Consider the following 15,797-nt stretch of genomic DNA (forward strand, 5'->3'; position numbering starts at 1 on the left):
GCGACACAGCATGTCGTCCATCGAGCCTATCGTGCCGCGTACTGCGATGGCAATGATCTCGACGACGTCGCCCCGCTCTGCCGGCGACGCACCGAGCAGATCGCGATACCACAGCAAAGGAACGCGCATGACCTTCCGCAATGGCCTTGGCTCCCTCTTGCGTCCGGAGGACTCGGTCCTCGTCCTCATCGATCACCAGCCGTATCAATTGGCCAATCTGAACAGTCATGATCCCCAGGCCGTGGTCAACAACACCACCGCGCTCGCGAAAGCGGCGAAGGTGTTCGGCGTGCCGACGATCCTCACCAGCGTGGTGGCCGATCGCGGTGGCGTGATCTTCAAGCAGGTGACCGACGTCTTCCCCGGGCAGGAGGTGATCGATCGCACCTTGATCAACACGTGGGAGGACGCGACCGTCGTCGATGCCGTCAGGGCGACCGGTCGCAAGCAGTTGATCATCGCGGGCCTGTGGACCGAGATCTGCGTCGCGATGCCCGCGATCCAGGCCGCCGGGGAGGGCTGGGACGTGACGGTCATCACCGATGCCTCTGGCGGGACATCGGTGGAGGCGCACGCCGTCGCGATCCAGCGGATGATCGCGGCGGGCATCAACATGATGACCTGGGTGGCGCTGGCGGCCGAGTGGCAGCGCGACTGGGCCAGGCTCGACACCGCCGGCCCGCTGACCCAGGTCATGATCGACCATGTCGGCGGCAGCGGCATCGCCTATCTGTGGGAGCAGCAGCTGCTGCATACGCCGGTGGCCGCCGCGAGCTCGGCTGGCGCGTGATCGAAGCGGGCAGGCGGCGTCGCGCCGCCCGTCGCCGCCTGGCAGCATGATCCTGGAGACCTGAGATGGACATCGGCATCGACAGTTTCGCCGCGATTCTCCCCGATCCGGAGACGGGTGAGCGCCCTTCGGCGACCGACCGGATGGCCGAGTTGCTCGACGAGGTGGAACTGGCGGACCGCGTCGGGCTGGACGTGTTCGGCATCGGCGAGCATCACCGCGCGGAGTTCCTCGACTCCGCGCCGACGGTGATCCTCGCCGCAGCGGCGGCGCGGACGCGCCGAATCCGGCTGACGAGCGCGGTGACGGTGCTCAGCGCGGCCGATCCGGTGCGTGTGTTCCAAGAGTTCGCCACGCTCGACCTGATCTCGCACGGACGCGCGGAGATGGTCGTCGGCCGCGGCTCCTTCGGCGAGGCGTTCCCGCTCTTCGGCCTCGACACCCGCGCCTATGACGATCTGTTCGCCGAGAAGCTGGATCTCTTCCTGCGTCTCGGCGAGACCAGCCATCCGCATTGGCAGGGGCGCTTCCGCCCCGGGCTGAGCGGCCAGGGTGTGTTTCCCCGCCCGCACCAGGAGCGATTGCCCGTCTGGATCGGCGTCGGCGGCACGCCGCAATCCTTCGTTCGCGCCGGCATCCTGGGATTGCCGCTGATGGTCGCGATCATCGGCGGCACGTTCGAGCGCTTCCGCCCGCTCGTCGACCTCTATCGCGAGGCGGGCGCCCGCGCGGGCCACGCACCCGCGGCGCTGAAGGTCGGCGTTCACGCCATGGGCTTCGTGGGGGACACCGATGCGGCGGCCCGCGACGCTTTCTTCCCCGGCTGGGCGCAGCTGACCGCGACGGTGGGTCGCGAGCGTGGCTGGTCACCGCCGACGCGCGCGCAGTTCGACGACATGGCCGGGCGCGACGGCGCCTTTCTGGTCGGTGCGCCCGACACGATCGCGGCCAAGATCGAGCGGGCCAGCGAGGCGCTCGGCGGTCTGGCGCGCCTCACCTTCCAGATGAGCACCGCCTCGCGCGACCATGTCGCGATGCGGCGCTCGATCGAGCTGCTCGGTACCGCGGTGGCGCCGCTCGCGCGGGCGGCGGCATGACGCGTGACGGCGCCCCGCCTCGCGCGTCGCCCGGCCCCCTGATGCGCCGAGACGGCGAGGGGGCGCAGAGGCGCACCGACTCCGCCTGCGCGCGGCACGACGACGATCGGCACCAGACGGGAGAGACGAGATGATCGAGATGGTGATCGAGCAGCGGCGCCGCGACCTCGGCGGCGGCTTCGAGGTCGGGCGCGTGCTGCCCTATGCCAAGCGGCGCATGGTCGGACCCTTCATCTTCTTCGATCATATGGGGCCGATGGACATCGCAGCCGGCGCCGATCGCGGCCTCGACGTCCGCCCGCACCCGCATATCGGCCTGTCGACGGTCAGCTATCTCTTCTCCGGCGAGATCATGCATCGCGACAGCCTGGGTTATGAGCAACCGATCCGCCCCGAGGAGGTCAATTGGATGGTCGCGGGGCGCGGCATCACGCACAGCGAGCGCCTCGAGCACGCGCGCGCGCACGGCGACCGGCTCCATGGCATACAGGCCTGGGTCGCCCTGCCCGACGGCATGGAAGAGATCGCCCCCGCTTTCTCGCATCATGCCGGCGACGATCTGCCACGCTGGGACGAGCGCGGGGTCAAGGGGCATCTCATCGCGGGCGCGGCCTACGGCCTGACCGCGGGGGCGACGACGCACTCGCCCCTCTTCTACGCGCATCTCGACCTGGCGCCGGGCGCGAGCGCCGAGATCCCGTCGGGTCACCGCGAACGCGCGCTCTATGTCGCGACGGGCGAGGTCGAGGTCGACGGTCGCGCGCATGGTGCGGGCAGGATGCTGGTGGTGAGCGCGGCGACGTCGCACGTCCGCGCGGTCACGCCCGCCACGGTGATGGTGCTCGGGGGGGAGCCGGTCGGCGAGCGCTTCATCTTCTGGAACTTCGTCTCGTCGTCCAGGGACCGGCTGGAGCAGGCGGCGTCGGACTGGAGAGCCGGGCGCATGAAGCTGCCCGACGCCGACGACGCCGAGTTCATCCCCTTGCCGGAAGGACCGCCGCCGTCCGCGCCGGCGATGTCGTGAGCGACGGCGGGGCGGGCGCGCGCCGGGCGGAGCGCGGCATCGCGACGCTCGCCTGATCCCGCGCTCGGGCGGGCCGTGTCACCGCTCCAGCGCCGCCGCGATCCGCGCCGCCAGACGCGCGGCGACGGCGTCCTTGGTCGCGCGCTCCCAGCTCTCGATTCCGTCCGCCGTGACGAGGTGGACCGCGTTCGAGTCGCCGCCCATGACGTCGCCGGAGACGTCGTTGGCTACGATCCAATCGGCGCCCTTGCGTACGCGCTTGGCGGTGGCATGCGCGATCACCGCCTCGGTTTCCGCCGCGAAGCCGATCACCAGCCGCGGACGACGCGGGCCATGCGCCACGCCGGCGAGGATGTCGGGATTGGCCACCAGCGGCAACGGGGCGGGCGCACTCCCGTCCTTCTTCAGCTTCTGCCCGGCAGCTTGTTCGGCGCGCCAGTCCGCCACCGCGGCCACCATCACCGCTGCGTCGGCGGGGAGCGCCGCGTCGACCGCGGCGGCCATCTCGCCCGCCGTCTCGACGTCGACCCGGACGACCCCCTCGGGCGTCGCCAGTGTCACCGGCCCCGCCACCAGCGTCACGCGCGCGCCCAGCGCGGCGAGTGCTCGCGCGATGGCGAAGCCCTGCTTCCCGGAGGAGCGGTTGGCGATGTAGCGCACCGGATCGATCGGTTCGTGGGTCGGACCGGCGGTGACCAGGATGTGGCGTCCCGTCAGCGGCCCGTCGGCAGGGGGAGCGAGCGCGCGCTCGATCCGCGCCGCGATCGTCAGCGGCTCGGGCAGCCGGCCGGGGCCGAACTCGCCGCACGCCATCGCGCCCTCGTCGGGCTCCATCACCGTCACGCCGTCGGCGCGCAGCTGCGCGACGTTGCGCTGGGTCGCGGGGTGGAGCCACATGCGCACGTTCATCGCCGGCGCGGCGAGCACGGGCTTGTCGGTGGCGAGCAGCAGCGTGGTGGCCAGATCGTTCGCCAGCCCGGCCGCCATGCGCGCGAGCAGGTCGGCGGTGGCGGGAGCGACCACCACCAGGTCCGCCTCGCGGCTGAGCTGGATATGCCCCATCTCGGCCTCGTCCTTCAGGTCCCACAGATCGGTATGGACCTTGTTCTCGCTGAGCGCGGCGAGCGTCATCGCGGTGACAAAATGACTGCCGCCCTCGGTCAGGACGCAGCGGACGACGTGGCCGCGGCGGCGCAGCTCGCGCACCAGCTCGCATGCCTTGTAGGCGGCGATGCCGCCGCCGACGATCAGCAGGATGCGGCTCATCGTGTCACCCTCGTCACCGTGATGCGCCGGCGGCCCGGTGCGCGGCGCAGGAGATCCGCGACCGCGTCGGGCGCCAGCGCGAGCCCCGGCGCGACCAGCACCGTCGCCAGCGTCGCGCTGTGCAGACCCGCGATGCGACCGTCCAGCGCCAGCGCGGCGACGAGCAGCGCGGCGGCGCGCGGCCCCAGCCCGCGCGGCAGCGCCGCCCAGCCGAGCAGGCTCAGCAGCAGCAACGGGGCCGCCAGCCAGGGCGCCACGCCCGGCAGCGCGGCGCCGAGCAGCCGCGCCGCCGCACCCGCCGGCGCGGGCAGCACGGGCGCGGCGTCGAGCGGCGGCGGCACCACCGCCGCCATGGTCCAGAGATGGACCGCGAGGACGACCAGGCCGAGCGCCAGCGCGACGAGCCAGCCCGACGCCTCGCGGATGCCGCCGTCGTACAAGGCCAGCAGCGCCATGAGGGCGGGCACCAGCAGCGCGGCGGGATCGATCACCCCCGCCGCGCCGCCCAGCGCGGCGGCGGTCACCCAGCGATCGGCGCGGCGCAGCAGCAGCGCGTAACCGGTGAGCAGGGCGGCCCAGCCCGCGTGCGGTGCCTGTTCCCACAGCAGCGCGGCCGCCGCGGTGCCCGCCACGAGGAGGAGGGCGGCCATGACCTGCCCGGGCGCGCCCGCGAACAGCGCGGTGAGCCGCTGCACCCCGACCGCGACCGCACCGGCGAGCGCGGCACCGATCAGCAACAGCGTCGCCCAGGCCGGCATGGCGGCGCTGACCGCCGCGAGTGTCGGCGGCAGGACGCGCGCGTTGGGGGCGTCGGGCGCGGTGCGGGCGAGGTCGCGGAAGGTCTCGTAATAGCGCCCACCGTGGCGCATCGCCGCGACGATCGAATCGTGGAGCAGCTCGGCCGCGGGCCGGACGCTCGCGTCGGCGAGCCCGGCCGTGGCGACGACGCCCAGCAACAGCGCCGCGCACCACCATCGCGCCGCACCGCGCTCCATCGCGCCGAAGCGCGTGGGCGCGACGAGCAACAGCGGCGCCGCCCGGGTCACCACGGCGCCGCCAGCAGCATCGCGCCGACGCCTGCGGCGGCGCCCAGCGCGCCGACCAACGCGTAGCGCCAGCCGCCGCCCACGCGCACCACCTGGATCTCCTTGAGCGGCGGACGCGGCGGCGCGCCGCCCGGCGCGGGGAAGCGCGCCTCGATCCGCCGCACCAGCTCGGGCAGCCGCGCCAGCGTGCGCACGTCGGCGACGAGCCGGTCCGCGATCGCCGCCTCGGGGCCGAGCTCGGTGCGGATCCAGTCCTCGACCAGCGGCGCCGCGGTGACCCACAGGTTGATCTCGGGGTCGAGCCCGGTGGCGACGCCCTCCACCATCACCATCGTCTTCTGGAGCAGCAGTAGGTGCGGCTGGGTGACCATGTCAAAGTCGCGCGTGATGCCGAACAGCCCGTCGAGCATCATGCCGATCGACATGTCCTTGACCGGCAGCCCGCGCATCGGCTCGCCCACCGCCCGGAGTGCGGTGGCGAATTCCTCGACATTGTGGTGCGAGGGGACATATTGCGCCTCGAAGTGGATCTCGGCGACGCGGCGGTAATTGCCCGTGATCAGCCCGTAGAGGATCTCGGCCAGCCACACGCGCGCGCGCCGGTCGATCCGCCCCATGATGCCGAAGTCGATCGCCGCGACCTGATCGCCCGGCAGCGCGAACAGATTGCCCTGGTGCAGGTCGGCGTGGAAGAAACCGTCCGCGATCGCCTGACGCAGGAAGGCATGGACCAGCACGCGCGCCAGCTCGGGCAGGTCATGGCCCGCCTCGATCAACGCGGCGCGGTCGGACAATTTGATCCCGTCGACCCACTCGATCGTCAGCACCTTGCCCGTGGTGCGCGCCCAGTCGACCGCGGGGACGACGAATTTGGGCTCGGCGGTCATCGTCTCGGCCAGCTCGGAGGCCGAGGCCGCCTCGCGCGTGAAATTGAGCTCGCGCGCGGTCCAGCGCTTGAACGTCTCGATCACCAGCCTCGGCTGAAGCCGCGCGATCTCGCCGCCCATCGGCTCGATCTGCGCCGCGGCCCACTCATAGGTATCGATCGCGCGGGCGAAATCCTCCTCGACGCCGGGGCGCAGCACCTTCACCGCGACGCGTCGGCCGTCGGTGGTGACCGCGCGGTGGACCTGCGCGATCGAGGCAGAGCCGACCGGCGCCTCCTCGATCTCGCGGAACAGGGTGTCGAGCGGGCGGCCGAAGCTGGTCCGCATCACCTGCGAGATCGCCGCGAACGGTACCGGCGGGATCGCGTCCTGGAGCCGCAGCAGATCGCTCGCCGCTTCCTCGCCGACCAGATCGGGGCGGGTGGCGAGCGTCTGGCCGAACTTGATCGCCGCCGGCCCGAGTGCCTCGAAGGCGTCGGCGTAGCGCGGCACCGCCGGCACGCGCGCGCCGAGCCGGGCGAGCCGCAGCAGCCGGCGCAGACGCGGCGGCGTGTTGGGATCGCGCTCGAGCCCGCGCAGCGCGCCGTGGCGTGCCAGCGTGCGCCCCCAGCTCAGCAGCCGCCAGGTGTGGACGATGGGTGAGGTCACATCTTCCAGCCGCTGTGGATCGCCACCAGCCCGCCCAGCACCGCCTCGACGCGCGTCTGCACGAAGCCGGCGTCGGCGATCATCCGCTCGAACGCGGGCATGTCGGGGAAGCGGCGGATCGACTCGATGAGATAGCGGTAGCTGTCCGCATCGCCGGCGAGCAGCTGGCCGAGCTTCGGGACCATGCGGTGCGAATAAGCGTCATACACTTCCGCGAAGCCGGGCCATTGCGTGGTGGAGAATTCGAGGCAGTAGAAGCGGCCGCCGCGGCGCAGCACGCGATGCGCCTCGCGCAGCGCCGCGGGAATGTCGGTGACGTTGCGGATGCCGAAAGCGATCGTATAGGCGTCGAAGAAGCGGTCGGGGAAGGTCAGCGTCTCGGCATTGGCCTCGGTCCACACCAGCCCGTCGATGCCGCGCTGCTGCGCGCGGCGCATGCCGACCTCGAGCATCTCGGGGTTGATGTCGGCCACCGTCACCGCGGCGCCGTGCTGCGCCAGCCGGAACGCGATGTCGCCGGTGCCCCCCGCCATGTCGAGGATCTGCTCGCCCGCGCGCGGCTTGACGCGGCGCACGAAGCGATCCTTCCACAGCCGGTGCATGCCCCCCGACATGGCGTCGTTCATCAGATCGTAGCGGCTCGCCACGTTGGAGAAGACGCCGCGCACGCGCGCGGTCTTCTCGACCGGGGTGACGTCCTCGTAACCGAAGGAGACCACGCGCTCGCTGGCGGCGCTGCCGGGGGTATCGCTCATGCCCGCCGCTCTAGGGCGTGCGCCGGGGGGAGGGAAGGGGGACGAGCAGGCTCACCTCACCGACCGGCTCGCTTCTATGATAGCGTCGGGCACGTAGATTCGTCGTTGAGGATCGTCGATGGTAGAGATCGTGGTTCCTGTCGCCGCCCTGTGGATGCTGGCGGCGTGCGTGGTGCAGCTGCGCCGCCTGATCACCGACGCGCTGCTCTATCGTGCGATCGTCAGGGTGGCAGCCACCGACGCGGAGAGCGCGCGGCTGCTCATCGGCAAGGTGGAGCCTCGCCCACGCCACCTCGGCAGCTTGGCCGGGTGGGTCTGTCTCGTCGCGTCGATCGCGGTCGCGGCTCTCGGTCTCTTCAACGAAGGGGACGAGCGCGGGCAGATGTTCCAGGTAGCGGTCGTGCTCGCGGTGATCGGTGCCGGCGTGCTGACGTTCTGGTGGTGGTCCGAGCGGGCGGCCCGACGCGCCGCTGCGGAGGAGTGAGGGCGCTTTAGCCGCCCGGTCTGGTCCGCGCTCGCTCCCTAGCCCCGCGGGCGCCGCGCGGCTAAGTCACCGCCATGCCCGAACTTCCCGAGGTCGAGACCACCGTGCGCGGGCTCACGCCGGTGCTGCTCGACGCCACGCTGGCGCGTGTCGAGCCGCGCCGCGGCGATCTGCGCCGACCCTTCCCGCCCGAGCTGCGCCAGCGGCTCACCGGCGCGCGGGTCACCGCGCTGTCGCGCCGCGCCAAATATGGCCTGATCGACACCGACCGCGGTGACACATTGATCTTCCACCTCGGCATGTCGGGGCGCTGGCGAGTCGATCCGGCCGAGCTGCTCGCACACGATCACCTGCTGATCGAGACCGGGGCGGGGCGGCGGCTCGCGCTCAACGATCCGCGCCGCTTCGGCTCGGTCGACCTGTGGCCCACCGACGCACTGGCGCGCTTTCCGGCGTTCGGCGCGCTCGGCCCCGAGCCGCTCGGGCCGACCTTCACCGCCGCCTATCTGCACGACGCGCTGGCGGGGAAGACGACCTCGATCAAGCTCGCGCTGCTCGACCAGCGTGTCGTCGCGGGCCTCGGCAATATCTACGTGTGCGAGGCGCTCTACCACGCGCGGATCAATCCGCGCCGCGCCGCCGGCCAGGTCGCACGGGCGCGGCTCGACCGGCTGGTCGAGGCGGTCCACGACGTGCTCGAATCCGCGATCGCGGCGGGCGGGTCGAGCCTGCGCGACTATGCCCGACCCGATGGCGAGCTCGGCTATTTCTCCAAGCAGTTCGCGGTCTATGGCCGCGAGGGCGCGCCCTGCGGCTGTGGCGGCACGGTGCATCGTTACGCCGAGGGCGGACGCTCGACCTTCTGGTGCCCGGCCTGCCAGCGCGGTTGACGCTGCGCGGCACCCGCGCTATGGGCCGCGCCTTCGAGGGTGACGGTGTTGCCGGCCGCCCTGCTTTTCATCGATTCGAAACAGTCAGAGGACGTTCATGGCGAACACGCCGCAAGCCAAGAAGCGCATCCGCCGCAACGAGCGTCGGGCCGAAGTCAACGGTAACCGCGTCGGCCGGATCCGCACCTTCGTGAAGAAGGTCGAGGCAGCGCTCGCGGCCGGCGACAAGGCCGGGGCGGCGACCGCGCTGCAGGCGGCGCAGCCCGAGATCGCGCGCGGCGTGGCCAAGGGCGTACTCCACAAGAACACGGCGGCGCGGAAGTTCTCCCGCCTGACCAAGCGCGTGGCCGGGCTCGCCTAAGCCAACGCCTTCTCAGCGCTACGAAAACGCCCGTCGGGACGCTCCCGGCGGGCGTTTTCGTATGCGTTCTCGGCGATCCCCAGATCGGGTCGACGCTTCTTTCCAAAAGCCCCGGGAATCCTGCGATTCGCACCCGGTACGATCGCCGGATCGCCACTAAAACCAAATATTTACAGTGGCTTGTGAGAAATTCGACGCATTTGCGCGGCTGGCGGCGAGTCAACCTGCTTTATTTCGATTTTGTGTCCGCGGCCGGTCTTGATCGACTCAGCCGCCTGTTCCTAATCCTGTCGAACCGCACCGGCGTTCGTCCGGCGCGGCACAGAGACACCGTCTGATAGCCGACGCGCGAGGGGCCGCGGGCAGGGGGACGTTTGACTTTGCGGATGAAGGATCCGCGAACGCATGCGTTCGCGGCAACGGGAGAGCTGTGCGTGGCGCAAGTGGCGGAGCGAGTGGACGGGATGAGCGACGTGGCACGGGCCTGGACCCGGGTGCGCGCCAACCTGCGCCAGTCCGCCGGGGCGCGGCTGTTCGACCAGTGGCTCGCGCCGATCGCGCTGGCCGACGCGGCCGACCCGCTCGACGTCCGCCTGACGCTGCCGTCGCCGTTCATGACCAACTGGGTGCGCAGCCATTATGCCGAGCGGCTGGTGCACGAGTTCCGCGCGGTGCTGCCCGGCGTGCGCAGCGTCGAGGTCGAGACCGCGGCGCGCGCACCCGTCACCGCCGTGCTGACCGCCCCCGCCGCGGTCGCGGCACCGGCCGAGCCGGTCGCCGCGGCATCGGGTGAGGCCGGCGAGCGCCCGCAGCTCGACCCGCGGCTCACCTTCGAGCGCTTCGTGGTGGATGAGTCGAACCTGGTCGCGGTCAACGCCGCGCGCGCGCTCGCTGAGCCCGGTCCGGTGCGCTTCAGCCCGCTGTTCCTTCACGGCGCGACGGGGCAGGGCAAGACCCATCTGATGAACGCGGTGGCGCACGCTTTCCTGGCGGCGCATCCGGGCGCGCGCGTCATGCTGATGTCGGCCGAGCGCTTCATGTTCGAGTTCGTCGCCGCGGTACGCGCGCGCGACACGTTCGCGTTCAAGATGAAGCTGCGCGGGCTCGACCTGCTGCTGATCGACGACCTTCAGTTCATCGCGGGCAAGGACTCGACGCAGGAGGAGTTCTTCCACACCGTCAACGAGATCATGGCCGCGGGTAAGCGGCTGGTGATCGCCGCCGATCGCGCGCCGCAGGCGCTCGAGGGAATCGAGCCGCGCATTCTCGGGCGGCTCGGCGGCGGGCTGGTGGCGGACATCCGCCCCTCGTCACTGGCGCTGCGTCGCGAGGTGCTCGCGCGCCGCGTGGCGGACATGCCCGACGTGCGCGTCCCCGCCGCGGTGCTCGACCTGCTCGCGACGCGGATCACCGCGAGCATCCGCGAGCTGGAGGGGGCGCTCACCCGCGTCACCGCTTATGCGATGCTGACCGGGTCGACGATCGACCTCGACTTCGCGACCCAGACGCTGGGCGACATGCTGCGCGGCCATCAGCGCCGCGTCACGATCGACCAGATCCAGAAACTGGTCTCGGACCATTTCGAGCTCAAGCCGCTCGACCTGATCTCGGCGCGGCGCGCGCGGGCGGTGGCGCGGCCGCGGCAGATCGCGATGTATCTCGCCAAGCGCCTCACCACGCGCTCGCTGCCCGAGATCGGCCGCAAGTTCGGCGGGCGCGATCACTCCACCGTGATCCACGCGGTCAAGCGAATCGAGTCGCTGCGCGACAGCGACCGCGAGGTCGACGGCGCGGTGCGGCTGCTGCTCGGCCAGCTCGGCGCCTGAGCGCCGCTCACGCCGCGCGGCGCAGCGGCTCCTCCTCGCTCGACGGGGTCGCCGCGGGGAGCGGGGTGATCTCGGCCGTGGCCGTCGCGCGCCGGCGATCGGGGAAGAGCAGCCGGCTGGCGAGCACGATCACGCCCAGCGCGGCATAGGTCGCCAGCACCGCTTCCAGGCTGAACAGCAGCGCGCCCGCGAAGGCGGCGCGCAGCCACAGTGGGTTGAAGCCCAGGTCCTCGCCGACCGCGGCGCAGACGCCGAAGAGGTTGTCGCGCGGGGCGGGCGGGGTGGTGGTGTCGGTCATGCGCTCTCTCGCTCTCTCGGGCGGCGGTCGCCGCGGCTCGCGAGATGCTGAGCAAGAGTGATGCCAAACTTACTCTCCCTCCTCTTAAGCGGAGGGTTGGGGTGGGGTGCTTCCCAGCGCGCGCTGGGTTCGGTGGGACGGCGACACCGCATCCCCGACCCCTTTGCTGAAGGATTTCCGCGCGTTACGCGTCCGTCATCCCGGACTTGATCCGGGATCCACCGTCCCGCGTACTTCTAACGCCTCGTGCTCGCGGAGGGGTGGATCCCGGATCAAGTCCGGGATGACGGCGGGTGAGAGTCGCAGAGGAACGCCGCGCGCGGAGAGGAACGCGCCATCATTTGGCGAGATGCGCCATCGCTCCCGCGTAGCTTACGCCAACAACCCCATCGCCCGCTGCGCCGCCTTCAGCGTCGGCGCCGCCAGCGCCCGCGCCTTCTCCGCGCCGCGCTCGAGGATCGAGTCGATCGCGGCGCGATCGTCGAGCAGCCGCACCATCTCGTCGCGGATCGGCGCGAGCTTCGCCACCGCCAGGTCCGCCAGCGCGGGCTTGAACGCGCCGAACCCCTTGCCCGCGAACTCGCTCAGCACGTCCTGCGGAGAACGATCGGCGAGCGCGGCGAAGATCGTCAGCAGGTTGCGTGCCTCGGGCCGGCCGCCGAGCTCCTCCATCGTCGCGGGGAGCAGGTCGGGGTCGGTCTTCGCCTTGCGGAATTTCTCCGCGATCACCTCGTCGCTGTCGATCAGCTTGACCAGCGACTGTTCCGACGGGTTGGACTTGCTCATCTTCGCCGCCGCGTCGCGCAGCGACATGATCCGCGGCGCCGCGGCGCTGATCAGCGGCTCGGGCAGGGTGAACAGCGCGCTGTCATAATCGGTGTTGAACTTGGTCGCGATGTCGCGCGCCAGCTCGAGATGCTGCTTCTGGTCCTCACCGACGGGGACATGCGTAGCGTTGTAGAGCAGCACGTCGGCCGCCATCAGCACGGGATAATCGTACAGCCCGACGCTGGCGCCCTCCCGGTTCTTCCCCGCCTTGTCCTTGAACTGGGTCATGCGGTTGAGCCAGCCCACCCGCGCGACATTGTTGAGCAGCCAGGCGAGCTCGCTGTGCGCGGGCACGCGCGCCTGGTTGAACAGGATCGAGCGTTCGGGATCGATCCCGGCGGCGACCAAAGTGGCGGTCATCTCGATCGTGTTGGCGGTCAGCTCGGCGGGCGCGATGAACTCGGTGAGGCCGTGCAGGTCGGCGATGAAGTACATCGTCTCGCCGCCCTGCGCCTGGATCTGGTCCTGCATCGCGACCCACTGCTTCACCGCCCCCAGATAATTGCCGAGGTGGAGGTTGCCGGTGGGCTTGATACCGGAGACGACGCGCATCTTGGTCATCGGGACGAGGCTCTGCGACGGAGGAGGGAACGGAGGTCGGCGACGCGGAACGCGCCGGTGACGAAGCAGGCGAGCGCGTAGATCGCCACGCCCGCGCCGACCAGCACCGTCAGCGCGGCGCCGCGCACGACGAGGCTGCCGGTGAGATAGGGGTCGACCAGCGGCGTCACCAGCAGCAGCGCGCCGCCCATCAGCAGCGCGGCGAGCGCGAGCCGCGGCACCTTGCGCTTGAGCTGCGGGTCGAGCGCGAAATGGCCGCGGCGCGCCAGCACGACGTACAGCGAGGCGACGTTGACCGTCGACGCCAGCGCGGTGGCGAGCGGCGGGCCGATCTGGCCGATGTTCCAATGCGCCAGCGTCGGGATCAGCACGAGATTGCCGACGAGGTTGAGCGCGACCGAGTAGAGCGCCAGCCGCACCGGCGTGCGCGTGTCGGCGCGCGCGTAGAAGCCGGGGGTGAGCACCTTGACCAGCACGTAGCTCGGCAGCCCGAGCGAGAAAGCGGCGAGCGCCTGCGCCGAGCGCGCGCTGTCTGCGCCGGTGAAGGCGCCGTGCTGGAACAGCCCGCGCACGATCGGCTCGGCGGCGAAGACGAAGGCGGCGGTGGCGGGCAGGGTGAGGAACAGCGCGAGCTCGAGCCCGCGGTTCTGCGTCTCCATCGCCTCGGCCTCGCGCCCCTCGCTCAGCAGCCGCGATACGACCGGCAGCAGGATCGTGCCGAGGCCGATGCCGATCATGCCGAGCGGCAGCTGGTTGAGCCGGTCGGCGTAATAGATCGCCGAGACCGAACCCGCGGAGAGCAGGCCGGCCGCCAGCGCGGTCGATATAGCGAGATTGACCTGCGCCGCGCCGGCGCCCGCGGCGGCGGGGACGATCAGCTTGAGCAGCCGCTTGACGTCATCGTCGATCCGGGGACGGCGTAGCCTCAGCGAGACACCCGCGCGCCGGCACGCCCACCACAGCCAGGCGAGCTGAAGCGCGCCGCCGACCGTGACCGAGATCGCCTGAACGCGCGCGGTCGCATAGACGTCGCTGCCGTGGAAGAAGAGCAGACCCCCGACCATCGCCACGTTGAGCAGGATCGGGGCCGCGGCATTGACCCAGAAGCGATTGAGAGAGTTGAGGATGCTCCCGAGCAGCGAGACCAGCGAGATCAGCAGCAGATAGGGGATGGTGAAGCGGGAGAGCATCACCGCGAAGGCGAACTGATCGGCGGTCGGGTGCTGGCGTTCGAAGCCGAGCGACAGCGCCCAGGTCAGCGGCCACGCCGCGATCAGCATCGCGGCGGTGAAGACGAGCAGCACCGGGAACAGCACCGCCAGCGCGCGCTCGGCGAAGTCGACACCCGCGGGCGTGCCGCCTCCTTCCGCCACCTTGCGGTTGAACAAGGGGATGAACGCGGCGGAGAAGGCGCCCTCCGCGAACAGCGCGCGGAACATATTGGGGAGGCGGAAGGCGACGAAGAAGGCGTCGGACGCGAAGCCCGCGCCGACATAGCTCGCCTGCAACGTGTCGCGCACCAGCGCGAGCACGCGGCTGGCGAGCGTCAGCCCGCCGACCGACCCGAGCGCTTTGGCGAGATTCATAGCGTTACCGGCCACCCGTGTTCCCGCGGACGCGGGAACCCAGAGCCACGGGAGCCACGCTCGCCGCCCTGGGCTCCTGCGTGCGCAGGAGCGCCGTGTGCGACCTCAGGCCTGGCCGACCTCGCCGCCGAACGACACGCCCTGCGCCTGCGCCTGCTGGAGGAACAAAGCGTTGAAGTCGATCGGCTCGAGCAGCAGCGGCGGGAAGCCGCCGTCGCGGATCGCGTCGGCGACGACGCGGCGCGCGAACGGGAACAGCAGCCGCGGGCCCTCGCCCAGCAGGAACGGCTGGACATGCTCCGCCGGCACGTTGCGCAGCCCGAACAACCCGGCGTAGGAGAGCTCGGCGATGAAGGCGGTCTTGCCGCCGGTGGTGGCGCGCACCTCGATCTTGAGCGTCACCTCATGGACTTCCTCGCCCACCTGTGCCGCGCCGATGTCGAACTGGACGTTGATCTCGGGCGGATTGGGCTCCTGATAGACCGCCGGCGCGTTCGGGTTCTCGAACGACAGGTCCTTGACGTACTGCGAGATCAGTCCCGCTGCCGGGCCCGTGTCTGCCCCATTGGCGAGCGGCTCGCCGCCGATATTGTCCTGGCTGTCCATCGTCCGTCCCTTCACACCTTGGTCGCGCGTCCGGGGCCGGCCCGGCGCGAGTGTCAGCGGCGGTTAGCAGCGCGGTCGATGGGATACAATCGTCGCCCCGGCGATTTGACCCAGGGCAGTTTGATGTTCGCCGCCGTCATGCCTATGTACGACGTCAAGTTTTTCGCAGACCAGCCGTCTGGAGTTGCCGTGTTCTACGTAGTCCTGCTCGCCATGGTCGCCGGCTTTCTCGCCCTGCGGCTCTACTCGGTCCTCGGCAAGCGCTCGGGCCACGAGCAGCCGCTGCCCAAGCCGGCGGAGGAGCGAGTCGGCCCCGCCGCGCTGCCGCGGACGGTCGACGTCACGCCGGAGGTGCGCGAGCCGGTCATGCGCCCGTTCGACAGCGGCACCGAGCCGGGGCTGCGCGCGCTGGTGGCGGCCGAGCCGCAGTTCGACGTCAACCGCTTCATCGAGGGCGCGAAGTCGGCGTATCGCATGATCCTCGAGGCCTATTGGCGCGGTGACGTTGAGGCGCTGCGCGGGCTCGTCGCGCCCGACGTGCTCGCCGCCTTCCAGGAAGCGATCGAGGCGCGTCAGGCCGCCGGGCACGTGCTCGACAACCGCCTGATCTCGATCGAGCGCGCCAGCATCGCCTCGGCCTCGGTCGGCGGTGGTGAAGCGCGCGTGACGGTGCGCTTCGACGCCGACATCGCCGCAGTGACCCGCGATGGCGAGGGACAGGTCGTCGCCGGTTCGACCAGCGACGCGGTCGAGACCCACGACGTGTGGACCTTCGTGCGCCAGGTGAAGAGCGCCGATCCGAACTGGATCCTCGCGGACACCGACGAGGCGTGAGGCGGTCGCG

General features: G+C 71.0%; 16 protein-coding genes. 8 read left to right on the plus strand and 8 right to left on the minus strand.

The window, feature by feature from the left end; translation table 11 throughout:
* Positions 1 to 10: 10 nt before the first annotated feature.
* From EV292_RS11710 to EV292_RS11720, 3 genes are all read left to right on the plus strand, one after another.
* A complete protein-coding gene (locus EV292_RS11710; RefSeq protein WP_207913404.1) occupies positions 11 to 790 on the plus strand; it encodes a hydrolase in 780 nt (259 codons plus the stop codon).
* A gap of 65 nt (positions 791 to 855) precedes the next feature.
* Positions 856 to 1,887, plus strand: coding sequence for an Atu2307/SP_0267 family LLM class monooxygenase (locus EV292_RS11715; RefSeq protein WP_132909358.1), 1,032 nt, complete (start codon positions 856 to 858; stop codon positions 1,885 to 1,887).
* A gap of 130 nt (positions 1,888 to 2,017) precedes the next feature.
* The gene (locus EV292_RS11720) at positions 2,018 to 2,911 is read left to right on the plus strand and encodes a pirin family protein (protein WP_132909359.1); all 894 of its coding nucleotides are present in this window, start codon (positions 2,018 to 2,020) and stop codon (positions 2,909 to 2,911) included.
* 78 nt (positions 2,912 to 2,989) lie between these two features.
* Here the strand turns inward: EV292_RS11720 and coaBC are convergent, their stop codons facing one another.
* Genes coaBC through EV292_RS11740 form a run of 4 tightly spaced genes read right to left on the minus strand, consistent with a single transcriptional unit; the run spans position 2,990 to position 7,513 of the window.
* A complete protein-coding gene (gene coaBC / locus EV292_RS11725; protein ID WP_132909360.1) occupies positions 2,990 to 4,177 on the minus strand; it encodes a bifunctional phosphopantothenoylcysteine decarboxylase/phosphopantothenate--cysteine ligase CoaBC in 1,188 nt (395 codons plus the stop codon).
* Positions 4,174 to 5,226, minus strand: coding sequence for a hypothetical protein (locus EV292_RS11730; protein WP_165927082.1), 1,053 nt, complete (start codon positions 5,224 to 5,226; stop codon positions 4,174 to 4,176). The genes coaBC and EV292_RS11730 overlap by 4 nt, the downstream gene beginning before the upstream one ends.
* On the minus strand, positions 5,220 to 6,758 hold the full coding sequence (gene ubiB, locus EV292_RS11735; RefSeq protein ID WP_132909362.1) for a 2-polyprenylphenol 6-hydroxylase: 1,539 nt from the start codon (positions 6,756 to 6,758) through the stop codon (positions 5,220 to 5,222). The genes EV292_RS11730 and ubiB overlap by 7 nt, the downstream gene beginning before the upstream one ends.
* Entirely contained in the window at positions 6,755 to 7,513 is a 759-nt protein-coding gene (locus EV292_RS11740; protein WP_132909363.1) for a class I SAM-dependent methyltransferase, read from the minus strand. The genes ubiB and EV292_RS11740 overlap by 4 nt, the downstream gene beginning before the upstream one ends.
* 118 nt (positions 7,514 to 7,631) lie before the next feature.
* Here EV292_RS11740 and EV292_RS11745 point away from each other — a divergent pair, with 118 nt between their 5' ends.
* From EV292_RS11745 to dnaA, 4 genes are all read left to right on the plus strand, one after another.
* Positions 7,632 to 7,997 (plus strand): hypothetical protein, encoded by a 366-nt coding sequence (locus EV292_RS11745; protein ID WP_132909364.1) that lies wholly within the window; start codon positions 7,632 to 7,634, stop codon positions 7,995 to 7,997.
* Positions 7,998 to 8,071: 74 nt separating this feature from the next.
* Positions 8,072 to 8,887, plus strand: a complete 816-nt coding sequence (gene mutM, locus EV292_RS11750; RefSeq protein WP_132909365.1) for a bifunctional DNA-formamidopyrimidine glycosylase/DNA-(apurinic or apyrimidinic site) lyase — start codon at positions 8,072 to 8,074, stop codon at positions 8,885 to 8,887.
* Positions 8,888 to 8,984: 97 nt separating this feature from the next.
* Positions 8,985 to 9,248, plus strand: a complete 264-nt coding sequence (rpsT, locus tag EV292_RS11755) for a 30S ribosomal protein S20 (protein ID WP_132909366.1) — start codon at positions 8,985 to 8,987, stop codon at positions 9,246 to 9,248.
* A gap of 434 nt (positions 9,249 to 9,682) precedes the next feature.
* Positions 9,683 to 11,074 carry a chromosomal replication initiator protein DnaA gene (dnaA, locus tag EV292_RS11760; RefSeq protein ID WP_347812591.1) on the plus strand — a complete coding sequence of 464 codons (1,392 nt, stop codon included), beginning with the start codon at positions 9,683 to 9,685 and terminating at the stop codon, positions 11,072 to 11,074.
* A gap of 7 nt (positions 11,075 to 11,081) precedes the next feature.
* Here dnaA and EV292_RS11765 read toward each other — a convergent pair whose 3' ends face one another.
* From EV292_RS11765 to secB, 4 genes are all read right to left on the minus strand, one after another.
* Entirely contained in the window at positions 11,082 to 11,372 is a 291-nt protein-coding gene (locus EV292_RS11765) for a PspC domain-containing protein (protein WP_132909367.1), read from the minus strand.
* A gap of 372 nt (positions 11,373 to 11,744) precedes the next feature.
* Complete coding sequence (trpS, locus tag EV292_RS11770; protein ID WP_132909451.1) at positions 11,745 to 12,752, minus strand: tryptophan--tRNA ligase; 1,008 nt, start codon at positions 12,750 to 12,752, stop codon at positions 11,745 to 11,747.
* A 5-nt stretch (positions 12,753 to 12,757) separates the two neighbouring features.
* The gene (murJ, locus tag EV292_RS11775; RefSeq protein WP_132909368.1) at positions 12,758 to 14,347 is read right to left on the minus strand and encodes a murein biosynthesis integral membrane protein MurJ; all 1,590 of its coding nucleotides are present in this window, start codon (positions 14,345 to 14,347) and stop codon (positions 12,758 to 12,760) included.
* A 105-nt stretch (positions 14,348 to 14,452) separates the two neighbouring features.
* Positions 14,453 to 14,953 (minus strand): protein-export chaperone SecB, encoded by a 501-nt coding sequence (secB, locus tag EV292_RS11780; protein ID WP_132909369.1) that lies wholly within the window; start codon positions 14,951 to 14,953, stop codon positions 14,453 to 14,455.
* Positions 14,954 to 15,142: 189 nt separating this feature from the next.
* Between secB and EV292_RS11785 the strand changes: the two genes are divergently transcribed.
* Positions 15,143 to 15,787 carry a Tim44/TimA family putative adaptor protein gene (locus EV292_RS11785; protein WP_132909370.1) on the plus strand — a complete coding sequence of 215 codons (645 nt, stop codon included), beginning with the start codon at positions 15,143 to 15,145 and terminating at the stop codon, positions 15,785 to 15,787.
* Positions 15,788 to 15,797: the final 10 nt, after the last annotated feature.

It is taken from the genome of Sphingomonas sp. BK235, from assembly GCF_004345855.1.
GTDB lineage: Bacteria > Pseudomonadota > Alphaproteobacteria > Sphingomonadales > Sphingomonadaceae > Sphingomonas.